Origin of the sequence: Thalassobaculum fulvum (assembly GCF_014652915.1) — a bacterium.
In the GTDB taxonomy this organism is placed as follows: domain Bacteria; phylum Pseudomonadota; class Alphaproteobacteria; order Thalassobaculales; family Thalassobaculaceae; genus Thalassobaculum_A; species Thalassobaculum_A fulvum.
In genome coordinates this window covers 485,774-506,749 of record NZ_BMZS01000004.1, presented here as the reverse complement: position 1 = coordinate 506,749, position 20,976 = coordinate 485,774, and the positions used below count along the sequence as shown (strand labels likewise).

14 protein-coding genes are annotated in these 20,976 nt (G+C 72.1%); 4 read left to right on the top strand and 10 right to left on the bottom strand.

Translation table 11 applies throughout. From position 1 onward, the window contains the following. Nucleotides 1-486: 486 nt before the first annotated feature. From IE246_RS11615 to IE246_RS11575, 9 genes are all read right to left on the bottom strand, one after another. Nucleotides 487-2,340: an ABC transporter ATP-binding protein gene (locus IE246_RS11615; protein WP_189989559.1), complete on the bottom strand. Its 1,854-nt coding sequence runs from the start codon at nt 2,338-2,340 to the stop codon at nt 487-489. Continuing rightward, nucleotides 2,337-3,233 carry an ABC transporter permease gene (locus tag IE246_RS11610; protein WP_229836907.1) on the bottom strand — a complete coding sequence of 299 codons (897 nt, stop codon included), beginning with the start codon at nt 3,231-3,233 and terminating at the stop codon, nt 2,337-2,339. The genes IE246_RS11615 and IE246_RS11610 overlap by 4 nt, the downstream gene beginning before the upstream one ends. Further along, nucleotides 3,230-4,171, bottom strand: a complete 942-nt coding sequence (locus IE246_RS11605) for an ABC transporter permease (RefSeq protein WP_189989557.1) — start codon at nt 4,169-4,171, stop codon at nt 3,230-3,232. The genes IE246_RS11610 and IE246_RS11605 overlap by 4 nt, the downstream gene beginning before the upstream one ends. Before the next feature lie 491 nt (nt 4,172-4,662). Then, the gene (locus tag IE246_RS11600) at nt 4,663-6,201 is read right to left on the bottom strand and encodes an ABC transporter substrate-binding protein (protein ID WP_189989555.1); all 1,539 of its coding nucleotides are present in this window, start codon (nt 6,199-6,201) and stop codon (nt 4,663-4,665) included. Nucleotides 6,202-6,502: 301 nt separating this feature from the next. Continuing rightward, nucleotides 6,503-7,639 carry an NAD(P)/FAD-dependent oxidoreductase gene (locus tag IE246_RS11595; RefSeq protein ID WP_189989553.1) on the bottom strand — a complete coding sequence of 379 codons (1,137 nt, stop codon included), beginning with the start codon at nt 7,637-7,639 and terminating at the stop codon, nt 6,503-6,505. Nucleotides 7,640-7,674: 35 nt separating this feature from the next. Further along, complete coding sequence (locus IE246_RS11590) at nt 7,675-9,081, bottom strand: FAD/NAD(P)-dependent oxidoreductase (protein ID WP_189989551.1); 1,407 nt, start codon at nt 9,079-9,081, stop codon at nt 7,675-7,677. After that, entirely contained in the window at nt 9,071-9,370 is a 300-nt protein-coding gene (locus IE246_RS11585) for a (2Fe-2S)-binding protein (RefSeq protein WP_189989549.1), read from the bottom strand. The genes IE246_RS11590 and IE246_RS11585 overlap by 11 nt, the downstream gene beginning before the upstream one ends. A 12-nt stretch (nt 9,371-9,382) precedes the next feature. Continuing rightward, the gene (locus IE246_RS11580; protein ID WP_189989547.1) at nt 9,383-10,549 is read right to left on the bottom strand and encodes an NAD(P)/FAD-dependent oxidoreductase; all 1,167 of its coding nucleotides are present in this window, start codon (nt 10,547-10,549) and stop codon (nt 9,383-9,385) included. A 47-nt stretch (nt 10,550-10,596) separates the two neighbouring features. Then, complete coding sequence (locus IE246_RS11575) at nt 10,597-11,925, bottom strand: NAD(P)/FAD-dependent oxidoreductase (protein ID WP_189989545.1); 1,329 nt, start codon at nt 11,923-11,925, stop codon at nt 10,597-10,599. Nucleotides 11,926-12,110: 185 nt separating this feature from the next. On the opposite strand from IE246_RS11575, the gene IE246_RS11570 reads away from it, so the two are divergent. The 4 genes from IE246_RS11570 (at nt 12,111) to IE246_RS11555 (ending at nt 19,152) form a co-directional block, all read left to right on the top strand. Next, nucleotides 12,111-13,559, top strand: a complete 1,449-nt coding sequence (locus IE246_RS11570; RefSeq protein WP_189989543.1) for an amidohydrolase family protein — start codon at nt 12,111-12,113, stop codon at nt 13,557-13,559. 316 nt (nt 13,560-13,875) lie between these two features. Further along, entirely contained in the window at nt 13,876-14,823 is a 948-nt protein-coding gene (locus IE246_RS11565) for a calcium-binding protein (protein ID WP_189989542.1), read from the top strand. Between the two features lie 145 nt (nt 14,824-14,968). Beyond that, nucleotides 14,969-17,167 carry a glycosyltransferase family 2 protein gene (locus IE246_RS11560; RefSeq protein WP_189989540.1) on the top strand — a complete coding sequence of 733 codons (2,199 nt, stop codon included), beginning with the start codon at nt 14,969-14,971 and terminating at the stop codon, nt 17,165-17,167. After that, a complete protein-coding gene (locus IE246_RS11555) occupies nt 17,164-19,152 on the top strand; it encodes a glycosyltransferase (RefSeq protein ID WP_189989538.1) in 1,989 nt (662 codons plus the stop codon). The genes IE246_RS11560 and IE246_RS11555 overlap by 4 nt, the downstream gene beginning before the upstream one ends. Here IE246_RS11555 and IE246_RS11550 read toward each other — a convergent pair. Beyond that, nucleotides 19,104-20,966 carry a hypothetical protein gene (locus IE246_RS11550; protein WP_189989536.1) on the bottom strand — a complete coding sequence of 621 codons (1,863 nt, stop codon included), beginning with the start codon at nt 20,964-20,966 and terminating at the stop codon, nt 19,104-19,106. The two genes, IE246_RS11555 and IE246_RS11550, sit on opposite strands and share 49 nt — an antisense overlap. Nucleotides 20,967-20,976 lie beyond the last annotated feature (10 nt).

Sequence of the window (20,976 nt, the reverse complement as noted above, 5' to 3'; positions counted from 1 at the left end):
CTATACGGATATAGCGTTGCAATACATCTATAGCAATGCTGACCGATATGTGATCTGGCATTCGGGTGTCGCGATCCGGTCCGCAGCCTGAGCGCTCGACCATGATCGTTCGGAGGATCGGTGACGGAGGATCGGTGACAATGCATGAAATTCGGTCCGACGGCGTGCTTGAACGCGCCAGAATATGTGACACACGCGGATGGTCACACTCAGCGGTGCAGTCGAGAGCAGAGGAGTTAAGTGCACTGTCACCGAGTTAGGTCGGTCTGCGCCCCTCGCTCGTCATTCCGGAGCTGCGGAGCGGACTCCGGAATCTATCCATCAAACTGACTCGCGGACGCTCTCGTTGATCCGTGGATCCCGGAGTCGTCCGCTACGCGGCCGCACCGGGATGACGGAAGGGAGGGGAAGGGTCCGATGGTCGCTCCCTGCCCAACTGAGCCTGCTGGTGTCTGACAGCTGACAGGTTTCAGCTGCGGCGCTCTCTCACCCCACCCTTCGCACGAAATGCTCCGGCCCGACCTCGACCAACCGTGACGGCTCCGGCGCCCAGCCGAGGGGACGCACCGGGCTCTTGATCTCGTCGGTCATCAGGCCGCCGCGCTGGCGCCGCAGGGACGGGTCGGGGACCGGCACCGCGCTGATCAGCCGCTGGGTATACGGGTGCTGCGGGTTGTCGAGCACCGCCGCCCTCGGGCCGATCTCGACGATCTCGCCGAGATACATCACCGCGACCCGATGGCTGATCCGCTCGACCACGGCGATGTCGTGGCTGATGAACAGGTAGGCGAGGCCCATCTCGGCCTGCAGCTCCATCATCAGGTTGATGACCTGGGCCTTGATCGAGACGTCGAGCGCCGACACCGACTCGTCGGCCACCAGCACGCTCGGCTGCAGGGCCAGCGAGCGGGCGATGCAGATGCGCTGGCGCTGGCCGCCGGAGAACTCGTGCGGGAACCGGAGGGCGTGATCCGGCTCCAGCCCGACCCGCTGCAGCAGCTCGGCGACCCGGCGGTCGGCCGCGGCGCCCTCGGCGATGCCGTGCACCACGATCGGCTCGCGCAGGGCCGCACCCACGGTCTTGCGCGGGTTCAGGGAGCCGTAGGGATCCTGGAAGATCATCTGCAGCCGGCGGCGCACGGCGCGCAGCTCGGCCTTGGAGTGGGTCATCAGGTCCTGGCCCTCGAACCGGACGGTGCCGGCCGCCGGCTCGACCAGCCGCAGGATCGAGCGGCCCGTCGTGGACTTGCCGCAGCCGCTCTCGCCGACCAGCGCCAGGGTCTCGCCGGCGCGGAGCGTGAACGACACGTCCTCGACCGCGTGGACGTGGCCGACGGTGCGCCCGAACAGGCCGCCGGCGACCGGGAACCGGGTGGTGAGGCCGGCGACCTCCAGGATCGGCGCGCCGCGGCGGTCGGGCTCGTCCGCCGGCTCCGGCGCCGAGGCGTCGATCACCCCGAGCTCGCCCTCGGCCCGGCGCAGGTCGACGTTCGGGAACCGCCGCGGCATGTCGTGGCCGCGCAGGGAGCCGAGCTTCGGCACCGCGGTCAGCAGCTGGCGGGTGTAGGGGTGCTCGGGCGACGCGAACAGCCGGGCCGCCGGCGCCTCCTCGACCTTCTCGCCACGGAACATCACGACGACCCGGTCGGCGATCTCGGCGACCACGCCCATGTCGTGGGTGATGAACATCACAGACATGCCGATCTCGCGCTGCAGCTCGCGGATCAGCTCCAGGATCTGCGCCTGGATGGTGACGTCGAGCGCGGTGGTCGGCTCGTCGGCGATCAGCAGCTTCGGCCGGCAGGCCAGCGCGATGGCGATCATCACCCGCTGGCGCATGCCGCCGGAGAAGGTGTGCGGGAACTCGGCGAACCGCCGAGCGGCGTCGGGGATGCGCACCAGGTCGAACAGCCTGAGTGCCTCGCGGTCGGCGTCGGCGACCGACATGCCGCGGTGCCGGCGCAGCGCCTCGGAGACCTGGAAGCCGACGGTCAGCACCGGGTTCAGGCTGGTCATCGGCTCCTGGAAGATCATGCCGATGTCGCCGCCGCGCACGTCGCGCATGCGCTCCTCGGGCAGCGCCAGCAGGTCGGTGCCCTCGAGCTCGATGCGGCCCTCGATGCGGCCGTTGGCCTCCGGCACCAGCCGCATGATCGACAGCGCCGTGACGCTCTTGCCGGAGCCGGACTCGCCGACCACCGCCACGGTCTCGCGGGCGCCGATGTCGAACGACACGTCGTCGACCACGGTCTTCCACGCGCCGCCGACCCGGAACGAGGTCCTGAGGCCGGCGACGCGGAGGACCGGGGAGGCGGCCGTTTCGGGAATGGCGGTACTCATTGCTCGCCCCGCAGCTTGGGGTCGATGGCGTCGCGCAGCCCGTCGCCGAGCAGGTTGAGCGCGAACACCACGATCAGGATGGCCAGGCTCGGGAACAGCGCCAGCCAGAAGCTGTCGAGGATGTTCTCGAAGCCCTCGCGGATCATGCCGCCCCAGGTGGCGGTCGGCGGGGCCACGCCGAGGCCGATGAACGCCAGCGAGGCCTCGACCCGGATCGCGGTCGCCAGCCACAGCGAGCCCATGACCAGGATCTCCGGCAGGATGTTCGGCAGGATGTGGCCGAGCATCAGCCGGATGTCGGAATAGCCGAGCGAGCGGCCGGCCTCGACGAACTCGCGCTCCTTCACGGTCATGGTCGGGGCGCGGGCGATCCGGGCGAACGGCGGGATCGCGGTCAGCGCGATGGCGATCACCAGGTTGGTGATGCTCGGGCCCAGCATGGCGACCACGATCAGGCCCAGGATCAGCGACGGGAACGCCAGCAGCACGTCCATGGTCTGCATGATCAGGATGTCGGCGCGGCCGCCGTAGTAGCCGGCGATCAGCCCGATCAGCGAGCCGATGATCATGGCGGCGCCGATCGCCAGCAGGCCGATGACCAGCGAGATCCGCGCCCCCCAGATCAGCCGCGAGAGGATGTCGCGGCCGTAGTAGTCGGTGCCCATCCAGTGCTCGGCGGTCGGCGGCTTGAGCCGGTACAGGATGCTCTGGTCGACCGGGTCGTAGGGCGCGATCCACGGCGCCAGGACGGCGATCGTGCAGACCGCCAGGAACAGCACGAGGCCGACCCACGAGGTCTTGTTGGCGTTGAACGCCGCGATCAGCCCGGACCAGGCGGCGGCGACGGTGGTGCGCCAGTAGGCGTGCCGGAGGTCTTCCGCAGGTGCCGTCATTTGTATTTCACCCGCGGGTCGATCAGGCCGTAGGTCAGGTCGGTGAGCAGGTTCACCGCCACCACGATGAAGGTGTATATGACCATCATGCCCTGCAGCATGGTGTAGTCGCGCTGGTTCAGGGCGCCGACGATCAGCTTGCCGAGGCCGGGCCGGTTGAACACGATCTCGGTCAGCACCGAGTTGCCGATCAGGATGCCGAGGTACAGGCCGACCACGGTGACCACCGGGATCATCGAGTTCCTGAGGCAGTGCCGCCAGATGATGGTGGCGAACTCGATGCCCTTGGCGCGGGCGGTGCGTACGTAGTCCTGGCCCAGCACCTCCAGCATCGACGAGCGCGACACCCGGGTGATGTAGGCCGCCATGATCAGGCCGAGATTGATCGCCGGCAGGGCGAGGTCGCGCATCCGCTCGCCGAAGGTCGTGCCCTGGCCGGAGCTGATCACCGGAAACCAGTTGAGCTGGATGGCGAACACCAGCAGCAGCAGGACCGCCGACACGAAGGCCGGGAACGACAGGCCGAGCAGCGAGGCCAGGCGGGTGACGTAGTCCGGCAGCCTGTTGCGCCTGACCGCCGACCACACTCCGAGCGGCACGCCGATGACGGCGCCCAGGATCAGCGACACGAAGGTCAGCTCCAGGGTGGCCGGCAGCACCTTCAGGATCTCCTGGATCACCGGCCGGCCGGACACCATCGAGGTGCCCCAGTCGCCGGTCAGCACGCCGGCCATGAACTCCAGGTACTGCACCGGCAGGGGCCGGTCGAGGCCGAGCCGGGCGCGCAGCTGCTCGATCGCCTCCATGCTGGCCTGGTCGCCCAGGATCACCATGGCCGGGTCGCCCGGCAGGATACGGACGATGAAGAACACGATGGTCAGCACCGCGAACAGCGTGACCACCGCGAACCCGAGACGCCTGAGGACGAAGCCGCTCATCCGCTCACTCTACGCCTTCCGTTCGCTGTTGCGGGGATGCCCGCCGCGCCGTGGGTTCCGGCTCCGTCCCGCCTGCGGCGGTCCGGTCCGGAATGACGAATGGGAGGGGCGGCAGTCGTGTGCACTTCCCCCTCCGTTGCGGGCCCCTCCGTTGCGGGGATGCCCGTCGCGCCGTGGGTTCCGGCTCCGTCCCGCCTGCGGCGGTCCGGTCCGGAATGACGAATGGGAGGGGCGGCAGTCGTGTGCACTTCCCTCTCCGTTGCGGGCCCCTCCGTTGCGGGGATGCCCGCCGCGCCGTGGGTTCCGGCTCCGTCCCGCCTGCGGCGGTCCGGTCCGGAATGACGGCGGAGGGAAGGATGCAGTCGCGTGCATTTCCCCCCTTTCGTCATTCCGGACGGCAGCGCCGCCCCGGCGCGGACGATCCGGAACCCACCCGCCGCTCCGATACCGAAGCGCAGCGGAGGGCCGCGATGGGCCCTCCGCCTGTGCGCTTACTTGAAGTGCGCCAGCTCGGTGACCGGCGGGCTCAGGTTCAGCGAACCCTTGACGTCGACGCCGAGGTCGAGGCTCGACTTCCAGGCCCACAGCTGCAGGTTCTGGTAGACCGGCACCGCGCAGACCGCCGCCATGATCTTCTGCTGCGCGGTCTTCCACAGCTCGAGCTGCTTCTGGGCGTCCGGCTCGACCCGGGCGGCCCGGATCTCGGCGTCGGCTACGTCGCAGTGCGAGAAGTTGGTCACCGCGGTCGGCGTGCCGACGATCGAGGCGGAGTCGAAGAACTGGGTCAGGTAGACGTCGGCGATCGGGAACCGCGCCGCCGAGTAGTGCACCACCTGGCTCAGATCCTTGCGGATCTGGGCGTGGAAGGTGGCGTGCTCGACGGTGGTGATCTCGAGGTTGATGTTGGCCTCCTTGAGGAGCGCCTGCACCGCCTCGATGGTCGACAGCATGCCCGGCAGGGTGGTGTGGATCGCCTTGATGGTGACGCCGTCCGGGAAGCCGGCCTCGGCCAGCAGCGCCTTGGCCTTGGCGACGTCGTACGGGTACTGCGGAACGTCGTCGGTGTAGCCGAGATAGCCCTCGGGCACGACCGAGACCGACGGCCGGGTGACCGCCTCGCCCTTGAACTTGACCATCGCGTCGCGGTCGATCGCGTGGGCGACGGCCTGGCGGACCTTCAGGTTGTCCAGCGGCGGCATGGTCATGTTGAGGCTGAGCACCGACATTTCGCCGGGCTCCATCACCGTCACCGTGGTGTTCGGGATCTTGCTGATCCGCTCCACCCAGGTCTGGTCCTGCTTGCCGTAGATCATGTCGATCTCGCCGGACTGGAAGGCGAGGTCGCGGCTCGCGTCCGACGGGATGTAGCGGTAGTAGATCTCCTTGATCTTCGGCGCGCCGCGGAAATACGCCTCGTTGGCGACCAGCTTCACGTACTGCTGCGGCTGGTACTCGGCGAACATGAACGGCCCGGTGCCGATCGGGGTGCGCTCGAACTTGTCGCCGAGGTCCTCGACCGCGTCCTTACAGACCATGTTGCCGCCGTGATACGGCACCAGCAGGCCGAGCAGGCTCGGAACCGGGTTGGCGAGCGTGATCTTCACCTCGTACTTGCCGGTCGCCTCGACCGACTGCAGCGCCGCATAGTCCTTGGCGAAGCTCGAGGTCTCCTTGCTGGCCGAGCGGTTGATCGAGAACACCGCGTCCTCGGCGTCGAACTCGCCGTACTTGCCGTGGCACTGCACGCCCTGGCGCAGCTTGAAGGTCCAGGTCAGGCCGTCCTCGGACGCGCTCCAGCTCTCGGCCAGGTCGGGCTCGATCGCGCCCGGGTTGGCGCGGCCCGGCTTGATCCGGACGAGGCCGTTGAACATCCAGTGCAGCAGCCCCTTGTCCGGGGTGGTGGTGGCGAGGTGCGGGTCCAGCTTGCCGGCGTCGGCCGACGCCATCCCGACGTTCAGCGTCGTCCCCGCGGCGTGCGCCGTGCCGATCCCGGCGACCATCACGGCGGCCGTCAATACCGTTCGTAGCATCGTGTTGCCCCCTGTCGTGGAAGATTGTTGGGATTGCTTGGTTAACGGCATTACACACCGGCAAAGGCGGTGATAGCAACGCCAGCGGACCGGGATAAGGGGAAGCCCGTATCGCTCGCGAGCGGTGCAAGCGGCGGCGGGTGGGTTCCGGGTCGCCCCCGGACAGGATCCGGGGGTGCCCGGAATGACGACAGGGGGAGGGGGACAATCGCGTGTCGTTCCCCCTCTGTCGTCATTCCGGACGGATGCGCCGCCCCGGCGCGGTCGAGCCGGAAACCACCCGCCGCCGAGGTATCCTCGGTCAGGTCGACGCGAAGCGGTCCGGCGCGAACGGGCCGAGGTCGAAGGCGTGGTTGCGGCCGCCGGCCAGGTCGCGGACCACCTCGCCGATCAGCGGGCACAGCGCGAAGCCGTGGCCGCTGAAGCCGAAGGCGTGGATCAGGCCGGGCATCGTGGCGCTGGGGCCGAGCACCGGCAGGTCGTCGCGGGCGATGCCCTCGATGCCGCACCAGGTCCGCACCACCCGGGCTGTCGCCAGCACCGGGAACAGCCGCACCGCGTTGGCCAGGTTCAGGGTCACGCCTTCGAAATCGAGGTCGCTGTCGCCGGTCGCCAGGTCGGCCCGGCCCTCGAAGCCGCCGCCGATCACCACGGTGCCGATCTCCGACTGCTTGAGCGACAGCTTGCGGCCCTGGGTGCCGATCACCGGCTTCACGAACGCCGGCACCGGCTCGGTCACGGTCATCTGCAGGGCGACCGGGCGGACGTCGACCGGCTCGCCGACCGCCGCCGCCAGCCCTGCTCCCCAGGCGCCGGCGCAGTTGACGGCGGTCGCCGCCCGGTACGCCGTCCCGTCGGCGGTACCGATCGCCACCGCGGCGCCGTCGCGCTCGATCGTCGCGACCGGCGTGTTCTCCAGGATGGTCACGCCGAGCGACCGGGCGGTCCGGCGGAACGCGTGGACGGCGCGCAGCGGGTCGGCGAAGCCGTCGTCCTCGACCACCAGGGCGCCGAGGCAGTGCCCGGCCAGCGCCGGCACCCGCCGGTACAGCTCGTCCCGCTCGATCAGCTTCTCGTGGTTCCAGCCGAGGCCGGTGGACAGCGCCAGCCGGGCCTTCAGCCCGTCCAGCGCGGCCTCGTCCTCGGCCACCCGGACCTGCGAGGACTCGGCATAGCCGCAATGGTCGCCGAACAGCTCCGGCGCCCTGCGCCACAGCTCCAGCGCGGCCCGGGCCATGGCGATCTCGGACGGATGCCGGTTCAGCGACCGCACCCCGCCGGCGCTGGCGCTGGAGGCGTGCCGCCCGCAGGTCCGGGCCTCCAGCAGGGTGACCGCCATTCCGGCGCGGGCCGCGGCCACGGCGGTCGACAGGCCGATCAGGCCGCCGCCGATCACGATCATGTCGGGCCGGGCCGTCTTTGCAGCGCCTCCGGCCATCACAGCTCCTCCGGCCATCACAGCTCTTCCGGCCATCACAGCTCTTCCGGGTCGAACGGATCGCCGGTCGCGAGCGCGGCGATCGCCCCCATCGGCACCGGCTTCAGCGGCGGCCGGATCCGCAGCGCCCCGACCTCGCCGACCGGCCGGCCGGTCTCGCGGGCCACGATCTGCGAAAGTACCGGCCCGCACATCCGGCCCTGGCAGGCGCCCATGCCGCAGCGGGTGGCGGTCTTCGCCCGGTTCGGGCCGCCGGCGCCGGCGGCGATCGCCGACCGGATCTCGCCGGCGGTCACCTCCTCGCAGCGGCACACGATGGTGCCGTCGGCGAGCTCGACGGCCGGGTCGCGCGGCGGGTCCAGAGCGTCCAGGAACCGGCGGGCCATCTGCAGGCCGGCGCGGCGGCGCAGCAGCGACGGCGCCTGGTTGGCGAAGGCTGGCTCGGAGAGCACCCCGATGACCCGGGCGGCGTCGAGCGCGGCCAGCCGGCCGGCCAGCTGCGCCGCCTCGGCGCCCTCGATCCCGGCGCCGTCGCCGGCGACCCAGACGCCGCGACGCGAAGCCCGGCCGTAGTCGTCGGTGACCGGCGCGAAGCAGCGCTGGCCGGCCCGCCAGTCGTGGTCGAGCCGCAGCAGCCGGCCGATCTGGGTGTTCGGGACGACGCCGTCGTGCACGCCGAGGACCGAGCACGGCAGGACGTGGTCGCCGGCGGCGTCGGTGAAGCGGACCGCCTCGACCCGCTCGGCCCCCTCGGCGACCAGCCGGCGGACGCCGCGATGCACCGGCACCCGGGATAGCGCCCGGCGGGCCAGCAGCATGGCGCCGCGCACGAAGCCGGCAGCGTCGCCGAGGAGAGCCGCCGGCAGCCGGCGGGCGAGGGTGGCGAGCGAGCGGCCGGGGGCTGCGGTGTCGAGGATCGCCGAAACCGTGCCGCCGGCGGCGAGCACCTGGGAGAGATACAGCAGCACCAGCGGCCCGCGCCCGGCGATCACCAGCCCGCCGTCCCTCGGGTCCGGCACCAGCCCGCCCGACTTCAGCGCGGTCTGCAGGGCGCCGACCCCCATCACCCCGGGCAGGGTCCAGCCCGGGAACGGCACCGTCCGCTCAATCGCCCCGGCCGCCAGGATCAGCGCTCGGGCCATGGTGCGGCCGACCCGGTCGCCGTCCAGCCAGGTCACGACCGGCTCGTCGCCCCCGAACCCGACGTCGACCACCGTGGTGCGCGACCGGAGCACGGCATCGGACGCCCGCACCCGGCGCAGCAGGTCGATGCCGGCGCGGTCGCCGCCGCGGCGCTCCAGGCCGCGCCAGACCTGGCCGCCAGGCCCCGGCTGCTCGTCCAGGACGGTGACGCGCAAGCCGATGCCGGCGGCGGTCGCCGCCGCCGCCAGCCCGGCCGGTCCGGCGCCGACGATCGCGAGGTCGGCCCGCTCAGCGGTCATGGGGCGGCTCCGGGTTGCGGGTCCGCACCACCATCCCGCTGCGGACCGGCTCCAGGCAGGCCTGGACCTGCGGCCGGCCGTCGATCTCGCACAGGCAGCCGAAGCAGGCGCCGATCAGGCAGTACGGGGCGAGCCGGTGCCCGGTCTTGCCGCTGACCGCGAAGCCGGCGCGGCCGGCGGCGATCAGCGCGCTCGCCACGCTCTCGCCCTCGACCGCAGCCACCGGCTCGCCGTCGACCGTGATGGTCGCGTCGACCAGCGCCTCGCGGCTGCGCCGGAACCCGCTCATCGGTGTTCTCCCTTATCCGTGCAGAGTCAGCGAGGCGGCGGGACCGCCGGGCTCGGCCTCGGCGAACCGGCTGCGGCGGAACGCGTCGACCGCCAGCCGCGGCGTGTCGCCGACCACCAGGTCGCGCAGCAGCAGGGAGGTCATCGGGGCGATCCCGAAGCCGTGGCCGGAGAAGCCGGTGGCGATCACCAGCCCGTCGATCTCCGGTGCCCGCTCTATCACCGGCAGGGCGTCCGGCGTCAGGTCCAGCAGCCCGGCCCAGATCCGCGCGACCCTGGCCTCGCGGAACACCGGCAGGGCCGCCGCGACGGTCTCGATGGTGGCGGCCACGCTGTCGACCGACGGATTGACCACCGGCAGCGGCCCGTCCTCCATGGCGCCGTGCCAGTCGGTGGCGCCGCTGGTGACCCGCAGCCGGCCGTCGAGCTGCTGGCGGGCGGCGAAGTCGGCGTTGGCGGCGCCCAGCACCGGCTTCAGCAGCGGCGGCACCCGGTCGGTCTGCAGCACCGTCACCATCGGGATCCTGAGCGGCACGGTCAGCGCCAGCGGGGTCAGCAGGTCGTTGGCGTGCACGCCGCCGGCGACCACGCAGACCCCGCAGTCGATCCGCACCCGGTCGGTCACCACACCGGCGACCCGGTCGTTCTTGACGTCGATCGACCGCACGCTCTCGCCGAGCCGGAACACCGCACCGAGGCGTTCGGCGGCGGCCTTGTAGGCCTCGACGGTCGCCAGCGGGTCGGCATGGCCGTCGGTCGGGCAGAACGAGGCGGACAGCACGGTCGGCGCGATCGCCGGTGCGACCGCGCGGATGTCGTCGTTGGTCTCCAGGAAGGTCAGCTCGAGGCCGGCGTCGCGCTGGTCGTCCACCAGACGGCGGATGACGTCGACCTCGTCCTCGGTCCGGGCCAGCCGCAGGTTGCCGTCGCGGGTGTAGCCGGTCTCGGCGCCGAGCTCGTCCGACAGGGAGGGCCAGAGCTCGACGGCGGCCCGGGCCAGCGGCAGCTCCGCCGGGTCGCGGCCGGACTGCCGGACCCCGGCGAGGGTCCAGCCGGACGCCATGGCGGCGGGGGCGTAGCGTTCCACCACGACCACCCGATGGCCGTCCCGCGCCAGCTGGTAGGCGGTGGCGCAGCCGTTGATGCCGCCGCCGACGATCACGATGTCCGGTGTGGTCATGGGTGCGGTGCCTCCGTCTCTCGTCCGCTCCGGCGACCGGTCCCGCCTCAGGCCTCCGCCGCCGACCTGATGCCGCCCGGCTCCTGAAAGCGGGCGTAGCGTAGCATCGACAGGTCGATGAAGGTCGGCTCGCCGCGCACCATCTGGGCCATCGCGTAGCCGAGCCCAGGACCGATCCCGAAACCGTGTCCGGACAGCCCGGTGGCAATGAACAGCCCCGGGATCGCGTCGATCGGGCCGAGGGCGGGGATCTCGTCGGGCGTGACGTCGATCATGCCGGCCCAGCGCTCCACCGGCTGCGCGTCGGCGAGCTGCGGGTACAGCGACCGGGCCGCCCGCATGACGTCGTCGAGCACGGCGTGGTCGGGTTCCGGGTCCCACACCCGGATCGCCTCGAACGGGCTCATCTGGTCCTCGCGCCACGAGCGCTGGCCGAGCGCGTCGAAGAACGGCCGGCCGAAGCGCAGCTTGATCTTCCGCCACTCGCGGCGCAGCACCGGCGTGAACGCCCGGAAATGCGTGAAGGCGGCGGGGATGATGTCGAACCGCGAGGCGCCGCTGCGCGCCACCGTGTAGCCGCCGTCCTGGCGCGGCCGGATCGAGGCCGAGACGCCGCCGAACGTGCTCTCGCACAGTTTCGGCGCCGGGGAGGTGCGCAGCACCGACGACTTGACCGCGAGCTGCGGCAGCGACAGGCCGATGTTCTCCAGGAACGGGCGGGACCACACGCCGCCGGCCAGCACCACCGACCGGCAGGCGATGCGGCCGTGCTCGGTGACCACGCCGGCGATCCGGCCGCCCTCGCGGTCGACCGTGCGCACCGCGGTGCGTTCCAGGACCACGGCACCCAGGCGCTCGGCCGCCCGGGCGATCGCCGGCACCGCCTTGGCCGGCTCGGCGCGGGCGTCGCTCGGGGTGTGCAGGGCGCCCAGGAACCGGCGGTCGGTGCGCCCCAGCATGGCGTCGACCTCGGCCGGGCTCAGCATCCGGCTGTCGAGCTGGAACTCCTTGACGCTGGCGAGCCAAGCCTCGTGCCGCGCCAGGTCGGCTTCGGTCTCCGAGAGGTAGGTGACGCCGCCGACCGTGAAGCCGATGTCCTCGTCGACCTGCCGGGCCAGGTCGTGCCAGCAGCGCAGGCTCTCGATCATCAGCGGCAGCTCGCGGACGTCGCGGCCCTGCTGGCGGACCCAGCCCCAGTTGCGCGACGACTGCTCGCCGGCGACCCGGCCCTTCTCGCACAGCACGACCGAGACGCCGGCGCGGGCCAGGTAGTAGGCGGTGCTGACGCCGGCGACGCCACCACCGATCACCACCACGTCGGCGGCGGCGGGAAGCGGGCGGGCCGGGACGGGCGATTCGGAGGCGGAGACTGACAAGGTACCCTCTGGGCTCGGGAGTCGTCCGGTCGGGAAGGGGGGAGGACGGGACCCGTCGACACCGGGCGAAACCGGCGGGCCGATGGCATAATGTTCGAGCTTCGGCGGCCTGGGAAGGACGCTGTCGCACCGCAGTATCACCACGTATCGCCACCCCGTATCGACCGACCGATGGAGCGTGACCAATGGCCGACATCCTGATCGTCAACGGCGTCGTCGTGACCGTCGACCCGGAGCGTCGCGTGATCGAGGACGGCGCGGTGGCGATCGCCGGCGACCGGATCGCCGCCGTCGGCCCGACCGCCGAAGTGGCGGCGGCGCACCCGGCGCCGCGGGTGATCGACGCCCGCGGCAAGGCCGTGCTGCCCGGGCTGATCGACGGCCATGCCCATGCCGGCCACGGCCTGATCAAGACCCTGGGCGGCGGCCGCGGCGACCTGTGGTATCAGGCCTGCGAGACCGCCTACACGGTCGCCTCGACCGAGGCGTTCTGGCGGGCCGAGGCCGAGCTGGCGGCGCTCGAGCGCCTGACCTTCGGGGTCACCACCGGGGTCTCGCTGCTGGGCGGCGGCGACACCATCCTGCGGACCGACGACCCGGCCTACGGCGACGCCCATTGCGCCGGCGTCGTGGCGGTCGGCACCCGCTCGGTGGTCGCGGTCGGCCCGACCCGGCCGCCGCATCCGCGCCGCTACGCCGATCCGGAACGCGGTACCGAGCGGCTGGTCGGCTTCGAGGACCAGATGACGACCTGCCGCCGGCTGATCGACCGCTGGCACGGCAGCCACGGGAACCGGATCCGCATTGCCCTGATCACCCCGACCCTGCGCGACGAACATGTGAGCGGGCTCGGCGCCGCCGACCTCGATGCCGCCCGCGCACAGGCCCGGGAGGTGCGGGCGTTGTCGCGCGATCGCGGGCTGCTATTCACCCAGGACGGCCACACCACCGGCAGCGTGAAGATCGCCCACGAACTCGGCCTGCTGGGTCCCGATGCGCTGCTGTCGCACGCCACCGGGCTGACCGACGAGGAGATCGCGATCTGCGCCGAGACCGATACCCGGATCGTCAGCAACCCGAGCGCGGTCGCCGCCATCATGGCGCGCTGCCCGGTGACCGAGCTGCTGGAGGCCGGGGTGACGGTGTGCTTCGGCTCCGACGCCACCGCCCCCGACCGGTCGGGGGATCTGTTCCGGCACGTGCAGCAGGGGATGCACTATCACCGGACCTTCCACCGCGACCCGAGCTGGCTGCCACCCGGCAAGGCGCTGGAGATGGTCACGATCGACGCCGCCCGGGCACTCGGGCTGGAGGCCGAGATCGGCTCGCTCGAACCCGGCAAGAAGGCCGACGTCGTGCTGCTCGACCTGCGCCGCCCGCACCTGTATCCGGCCAACATGCCGGTGTTCCGGGTGGTCTATTTCGCCAACGGCAACGACGTGCACACCGTCATCGTCGACGGCGAGGTGGTGCTGGAAGCTCGCCGGCCGATCAGGGTCGACACGGATTCGGTGCTGGACGCCGCCCAGCGCGAGACCGAGCTGATGCTCGACCGCACCGGATTCCGGGCGTTGCTGGAGACGTCGGACGGATTCTGGCGCACGGTCCGGGCCGGTCCGGAGTTCCGCGAGTGACCGCATCCGCGCGCTTCAAGAAGGGGTGTGCCGAAAGAGAATCAAATTTTCAGAAAACACCGAACGGGATCTGCCGGTGCCCTGAAACGGGGCCACGTCCCGCGGATTCCTGCGGGACGTGGCCCGAAAATGCCGGCCTCGGCGCCGTGGTGGTTCCCCCAACTGCCTTGTTCCAGCCGAATTTTTTGGTTGGCGGCGCTTACGAGATCGGAGATATATTGTCGCAGGAACTAAGAGGGTGCCGTCAGAACGACGAGTGCGTTAGCACGACGGCCAGTGGGGCATATTACTTTCGGTTACCTTAGGAGGGCGGGTCGTGGCGACGGTAGCGGGTGGACTTTTCGACTCCGGCAGCAACACAGTTGTCTCGGCGTCCCAGGGGGCGCAGATCTCTTCGTTCCTCGACACTCTCGGGATCACCGAGACGTCGATCACGACGGTGACGCCGACCATCGGCGGCACCACGACGGTGAGCGACACGACGCCGATCTCGAACATCCAGCTGACCTCCGGCCAGACCACGACGGTCCAGCTGTCCGGCACGGTCGGCAAGACAGTCATCGTCTCCGGTTCGGGTAACGCGTCGCTGGTCGGCGGCGGCGGCAACGACAGCGTGCTGGGCGGCGACGGCAGCGACAGCGTGACCGGCGGCCTGGGCGACGACCAGATCCGGGGCGGCGCCGGCAACGATATCGTGTACGGCGGCGAGGGCGTCGACGTGCTGTACGGTAACCAGGGCGACGACGCGATCGGCTCCGACGCCGGCAACGACACCTTCTATGGCGGCATCGGCAACGACACCATCACCGGCGGCGCCGACAACGACGTGAACTACGGCGGTCGCGACTCCGACGTAGCGTACGGCAACACCGGCAACGATGTGGTCTACGGCAACCAGCAGAACGACACGCTGTACGGCGGCCAGGGCAACGACGTGCTGTACGGCGGCCAGAACGAGGACGTCCTGCACGGCAACCGCGGCGACGACACGCTGTTCGGCAACAGCGGCAGCGACACCTTCGTGTTCGGCAGCAACGGCGGCAACGACGTCGTGGCCGACTTCTCGGGCGGCTCCGACGTGCTGCAGATCGCCCAGAACATCAACGGCCTCAGCATCACCTCGCCGAGCGACCTGGTGAGCCTGATCTCCAGCGACAGCAGCGGCAACGCGGTGATCACGCTCGGTAGCCAGACCATCACGCTGACCGGCGTGACCGAGGCCAACCTGAAGGCCAACATCAGCAGCTGGGTGCAGATCGTCTGATCCACCCGGGACTGCCGAATTCGACGGACCCCGGCCGGCAACGGCCGGGGTTCGCGCGTTTCGGGGCAGTTGCTATCCTGTGCCGCGAGCATGCCGCGGTCCCGGCCGTGCCCGGGCGAGCCTTTAGACAGTATTGGTGTCCCGCATGATCTTCGCCGTCGCGGACGACGTGGTCCTAGCCTGGTTCGCGGATCTTCCGGCGGCCACCCGGGTCTCGCAGGTCGCGCTGCGTGTCGACGACCGACCCCTGCCAGCCCCCTACGTCCTGTTCGGCGCCGGTCGGATCGAGGCGCCCGGCAGTGGCGTCGCCTTGCTGATGCGACGGCCGGCCGGCGGCCAGGAACTGACCGTCGCGGACGCCGCCGGCACGCCGCATCGCGCGGCCCTCGGCGACGAGCGGCCGATCGACGAACTGGTGCCGCGGCTGGTGCCGGGCGCCCGGGCGGCGTTGCTTCGCCATCTGCTGGAGACGGTTCCGGCGCATCTGCGCCGCAACGGGCCGGCGCTCTCGGCGGCCTGCCGGAACGTTCTGGACGCCGTCGAGGCGGTCCGGGTCGGGACCCGGGCGGCGATCGCGCTCGGCGACGGCCATACCCTGCTGCGCCTGACCGCCCGGGACCTTCCGGCGCTCGGCGCCGCGCACCGGGTCGGTCCCGACGGGGTGCGGCGCGAACCGGGTCCGATCGACGGGGCGGAGAGCGGGCAGTACTGGATCCTCCAGGCCGTGGGGACCGGGCCCGAGGGAGCGGACCGGCTCGTCGGGTTCGCCGGCGCCGCGATCTGGCAACTGCGGCTCGACGAGCAGCGACCGCGCCCGAGCGACGTGCTGTTCCGCTACCTCGAAGGGATGAAGCCGGAAGCCGGGTCGCGGTTCGTCCAGGCGCTCGAGCGTTGGGCGACGGCGTCGGCCGGGGCATCGGCTTCCGCAAGCGCGCTGATCGAAGACTGCCGGGTGCTTTTCGGTGGCGGAAGCCGAGGGCCGGACGGGCAGCCGGTCAAGATGTTCCGCTACGGGATCGACGGAGTCGTGCCGGTGCCCGGCGGCGGCGTCCTGGTGCGCGGCTGGCTGGTCGATCCGACCGGCCGGGTGGACCGGATCGAGGCGGTCGACGCGACCGGCAGGCGGATCGCGTTGCCGACCCTCTGGCCGGTGGTGAACGCCGAGGCGTCCGGGCGCTGGCGGGACGCCGGCCTGCCGGTGCCCGAGCGCGCCGGTTTCGTCGCCTATGCCGAGGGCGGGGCCGACGGTCCGTGGAGCGTCGATGTCGTCCTGAAGAGCGGTGCCCGCCTGGAGGCCACGGCACCGGCGGCCGATCCGGATCCGCGGCGCGCCCGCGATTGGATCCTGGTCAGCCTGCCGGCTTCGGCCGAGATCGACGGGGCGATAACCCAGGCGGTGGCTCCGGCGGTGGAGCGGTTGCATGCGGCCCACATGGCGCGCTACCCGACCGCCGCACGGGTCCGGGCGCAGGTCCGGGTCGGCCGACCGGTGGCGGAGCCGCGCGCCTCGGTGATCGTGCCGCTGTACCGCAACCTCAACTTCATCGGTTTCCAGCAGGCGGCCTTCGCGCGCGACCCGCAACTGGCCGACGTCGAGGTGATCTACGTCCTGGATTCGCCCGAGCAGGCCGAGTTCCTGGAGGGGCGCCTGCGTGGCGAGCAGCTGATCTACGGCCGGCCGACCACGATGGTCGTGCATGTCGCCAATCTCGGCTTCGCGGCCGCCGTCAACACCGGCGCGCGGGTGGCGCGCGGCCGCGACCTGGTGCTGCTGAACTCCGACGTGGTCCCGGACGCGCCGGGCTGGCTCGACCCGCTGCTGGCGGCCCTCGAGCGGCCGGGCATCGGGGCGTCCGGGGCGCAGCTGCTGTATTTCGACGACTCGCTGCAGTTTGCCGGCCTGTACTTCGACCGGTCGTCCGACGGCTGCTGGTTCAACCGCCACATCGCCAAGGGCTTTCCGCGCAGCCACCCGGACGCCAACCGGGCGCGCGAAGTACCGGCGCTGACCGGGGCCTGCCTGGCGGTCCGGCGGTCGGTGTACGACCGGCTCGGCGGCTTCGACGAGAACTTCGTGATCGGAGACTTCGAGGATTCCGACTTCTCGCTGCGGCTGCGCGAGGCCGGTCTCGGATGCTGGTACGAGCCGGCGGCCGCCCTCTATCACGTCGAGCGGCAGTCGATCGAGCGCCACGACGCCCATGGCAAGAGCGTGGCGACCATGGTCAACCGCTGGCGCCAGCAGCGGCTCTGGGGGGCCGCGATCGAGACGCTGATGGCCGATGCCGAGGCCCGCTGGGGCGTGCCGGCCAGCCTGATTCCCGAGATCGAACGGCTGGCATGAGTCGGGCCCGGATCGCCGACAAGCTGAGGCTCGCCGGCGCGCCGGCCCTGCCGGGCTCCGCCGGTTTTCCGATCGCGGTGCCGAGGCTGCTGCTGGCGATCTACGAGCAGCGTCCGGACCTGGCGAGACGCTTCGACCTCGACGACCCGGAGGGGCGCGCCGGCTTCGTGACCTGGTGCCTGACGGAGGGGCGGGGCGACTACCGGGCGGTCTCCGAGCTCGCCAGGGTCGGCCACTTCCCGGGGCTGAACCAGCCGGACCCGGAGTGCCCGATCGACGAGCCGACGCCGGTCACCGGGCTGATGCGGCTGGCCTGGCGGGCGCGCGAGGACGTCCGGGAAGCGTTCCCCTTGCCCGACGCTGCCGAGGACTTCGTGTGGTGGTTCGCGCTGCACGGTGCGCGCGAGCTGAAGCTGGACGAGATGGTCGGGCCGGCCACACGCGACGACCTGAACCGGCCGATGCTGCCCGCCGACCGTCCGGGCACGCCGGCCATCACCCGGCTGATGGCGCATCTCTGGCGGGTGCGTCCGGACCTGCAGGCCAGCTTCGATCTGCGGCAGGCCGATGCCCGGTGCCGGTTCGCACGCTGGTACCTGACCGTCGGCATGCACGAACAGGATCTGGCGTGGCTGCTGTCGCCGGAGCAGAGCGACTGGCTGCACGCCCCGTGGCACGAGGCGCCGGAGACCGGGCTGTCGAACCTGATGGCGGAGAGCTGGGGGGCCGACCCGGAGCTGCGCGACCGCTTCGACCTGTCCCGCCCGGACGGCGTGGCCGGGTATGTCGAGTGGTGGCGGGCCCGTGGCGAGGCCCGGTTCGCCGGTGGCGGCCGTTGCGCGCCGGTCTCCGCGCCGGCGGAGCCGCAGGAGGGCGTCGACCTGGTCGGCTACGCCCGGGGCGAGCTCGGGATCGGCGAGGACGTGCGGATGCTGGCCCGGGCGCTCGCCGAGGTCGGCGTCGCGCGGGCGGCGATCGACGTCCGGCCCGACCCGTCGGTCCGTCAGGAGGACCGGCGCCTCGACGACCTGCTGGCGGACCGGCCGCGTCACCGGGCGGTGGTGTTCGCCATGACCGGGGTCGAGACCGTCCGTGTCGCCGCCACCCGCGGGGTCGAGGAACTGCGTGGTCGTTACCTGATCGGTCACTGGCCGTGGGAGCTGCCGGTCTGGCCGCGGCGCTGGGAAGGCGCCTACGACCTCGTCGACGAGATCTGGACGATCAGCCGGTACACCCACGACGCCTATGCCGGGCACGCGCCGGTGCCGGTCGTGGTGATGCCGCCGGCGGTCGAGCTGCCGCCCGACCACCGGCGCTGGCGGCGGGCCGATTTCGGGCTGCCGGAGAACGCGTTCCTGTTCCATTTCAGCTTCGATTTCCTGTCCTATCCGCATCGCAAGAACCCCTGGGCCTGCATCGAGGCGTTCCGGCGGGCGTTCCCTTCGCGCGACGAGCCGGTCGGGCTGGTGGTCAAGACCATGCGGGCCGACCGCCGCTCGGCGGCCTGGCGCAAGTTGGCCGGGGCGAGTGAGGACGATCCGCGGATCATGCTGATCGACCGCACCATGGCGCGGGGCGAGATCATCGGGCTGATGGGATGCACCGACGCCTTCGTGTCGCTGCATCGCAGCGAGGGCTTCGGGCGCGGGCTGGCGGAGGCCATGCTGCTGGGGCGGCCGGTGATCGCCACCGGCTGGTCCGGCAGCGCCGACTTCGTGACCGGGGAGACCGGTTTCCCGGTGGACTACCGGCTGACCGCCGTCCGGCCCGGCCAGTATCCGGGCGGCGAGGGCCAGCGCTGGGCCGAGCCGAGCGTCGACCATGCCGCCGCCCGGATGCGCCGGGTCTACGAGGATGCCGAGGGCACGCGCCGGATCGCCGAGGCCGGCCGCCGGCACGCCGAGCGCACCTTCTCGCCGGCCGCCGCCGGCGCCCGCTATCGCGACCGGCTGCTGGCGCTCGGCCTGATCGGCGGCGGGCGGTAGGCGACGGACCCCAGCTGGAACAGTCGCGGGCGGGGATCCGGGCTGTCCTGAACGGTCTGCCAGCCGCCTTGCGGAACGATCTCGATCGTGTCCGACGCCTTCGGCCCGCCCGGCAATTCGATCGCCCAGGCGAACGATCCGGACGCCGGCAGGGTGAGGCGCGCGATCACGTCGGGCGGTCCGGCGCCAGGCCGCTCGGGCCGCCGCACGACCACGCGGCAGGGGGCGGCCAGCGCACCGTCGGTCCGACCGGTCAGGATCAGTGTCCCCCCCTCGGCCAGCCGACGGCCTTTGAGGCGCAGCCGGCCCAGCACCGCGCCGTCGGGCCGGGCATCGAGCCGCAGCCAGTCGGGAGCCCGGTCGCGCCGGACCTTGAGCCGGGACGGCCACGCCTCGGGCAGGAGGGCGGCGAAGGCGACACCGCGGGCCGGTTCGGGGCGCCAGGCCCGGCCGTGCGCCGCCAGCCCGGCCGCCCGGCGGCGGCCGCCCGTCGAGAACAGGATCACGCAGCCGCGCTCCCAGGAGGCGAACAGTGCCGGGTCGACCGGCCGGTCGCCCTGGGGCCAGGGCGCCAGGTGGCCGTCGGGATGGCGGATGGCCGGAAACGACAGGATCGATCGTCCGCCCCGGGCGAGACCGGCCAGGGCGTCGTCGACGGCCTGCGGGAACAGCCGGACGCCGACCGGTACCACCAGGGCGGGTCGGCGCGCGACAGCCAGCGCGTCGGCGAGCGAGCCGCACGTTCGCGTCCCGTCGGGCAGCGCCAGCCGGGGCGGGGTGACGACCAATAGGCTTTCGGCGGGAGCGACCTCGGCGACCGATTCCAGGGTCCGCTGCCAGGCCGGGCGGCCCTGGCCGCCGTGGCCCGTCACGATCAGGTCGAGCGGCCGAGCCGGCGGCGGGTCGGCGGGCGCGAGATCGACGCGCAGGCCGCGGGAGACCGTCATCCGGAGATCGCAAAGGCCGCGGACGCCGACGGTCGCGGCGAGCGGCTCGTCCGTGGCCGGCGGCAGCTCGGCGACGATTCCGCCGGAGTCCCGCAGCACGACTCCGCCACCAAGCGGGCCGCCACCGGGCGGGTCGCCGCCGTGGCGTCGGACGGTCAGCCGCAGCGCCGCGACCCGGCGGCCGTCGATGTGCATCGGGCCACTGTCGGTCCGGCAGGCCGGGACCACCGGTCGGACGGCGAGCAGCCGGCGGCGCAGGGTCTCGAGCGTCCGGTCCAGGCCGTCCGGTGTGGGAACCGGCGAGCCGAGCGGCAGCGACAGAGCGGCAGGGTCCGGTGGGGCATCCGGGGGCGCAGGCAGGGGGCCGTCGCCGAACCGCAGCCAGAGGTCGAGCGGCGGCAGCTCTTCCGGGGACGACACGATCGCGACGTTCGGCCCGGCCGCGCCGTCCGGCAGGGTACCGGGCGGGGCCAGCAGCCAGAAGCCCCAGCCCGGCGCCCGCGCGGCCAGTCGCAGGACGGTCGCGGCATCGTGCGGGCCGGCATCCGCCAGCGACACCCCGACCGCGACCGCCGGTGGTCCGGCGAGCCGGGGCAGTCCCTGGCGCCGGCGCAGGAGGTAGTCGTGGAACGCGCCGGTCAGCCGGCCTTCGGCCACCGCCGCGGCCGCTCGCGGATAGCGCTGCAGGTACCAGTCGGCGGCGAAGTCCGGGTTCGGCTGCCGGCCTTCGCGGCTGCCGATGTCGACGAAATGCGCCAAGGCGGCGTCGGCGTCGCCGGCCGGCAGGTCCGGATAGGCGGACCGGTACCAGTCGGCGTCGAAGCGATCGGCGCTGCGGCGGAAGTCGAGCGGCGGGCGTCCGGTCATCGCGTGTCGC

Coding starts and splice junctions, on each gene's coding strand:
- IE246_RS11615 (WP_189989559.1), bottom strand. CDS start 2,340: ATGAGTACCGCCATTCCCGAAACGGCCGCCTCCCCGGTCCTCCGCGTC.
- IE246_RS11610 (WP_229836907.1), bottom strand. CDS start 3,233: ATGACGGCACCTGCGGAAGACCTCCGGCACGCCTACTGGCGCACCACC.
- IE246_RS11605 (WP_189989557.1), bottom strand. CDS start 4,171: ATGAGCGGCTTCGTCCTCAGGCGTCTCGGGTTCGCGGTGGTCACGCTG.
- IE246_RS11600 (WP_189989555.1), bottom strand. CDS start 6,201: ATGCTACGAACGGTATTGACGGCCGCCGTGATGGTCGCCGGGATCGGC.
- IE246_RS11595 (WP_189989553.1), bottom strand. CDS start 7,639: ATGGCCGGAGGCGCTGCAAAGACGGCCCGGCCCGACATGATCGTGATC.
- IE246_RS11590 (WP_189989551.1), bottom strand. CDS start 9,081: ATGACCGCTGAGCGGGCCGACCTCGCGATCGTCGGCGCCGGACCGGCC.
- IE246_RS11585 (WP_189989549.1), bottom strand. CDS start 9,370: ATGAGCGGGTTCCGGCGCAGCCGCGAGGCGCTGGTCGACGCGACCATC.
- IE246_RS11580 (WP_189989547.1), bottom strand. CDS start 10,549: ATGACCACACCGGACATCGTGATCGTCGGCGGCGGCATCAACGGCTGC.
- IE246_RS11570 (WP_189989543.1), top strand. CDS start 12,111: ATGGCCGACATCCTGATCGTCAACGGCGTCGTCGTGACCGTCGACCCG.
- IE246_RS11560 (WP_189989540.1), top strand. CDS start 14,969: ATGATCTTCGCCGTCGCGGACGACGTGGTCCTAGCCTGGTTCGCGGAT.
- IE246_RS11555 (WP_189989538.1), top strand. CDS start 17,164: ATGAGTCGGGCCCGGATCGCCGACAAGCTGAGGCTCGCCGGCGCGCCG.
- IE246_RS11550 (WP_189989536.1), bottom strand. CDS start 20,966: ATGACCGGACGCCCGCCGCTCGACTTCCGCCGCAGCGCCGATCGCTTC.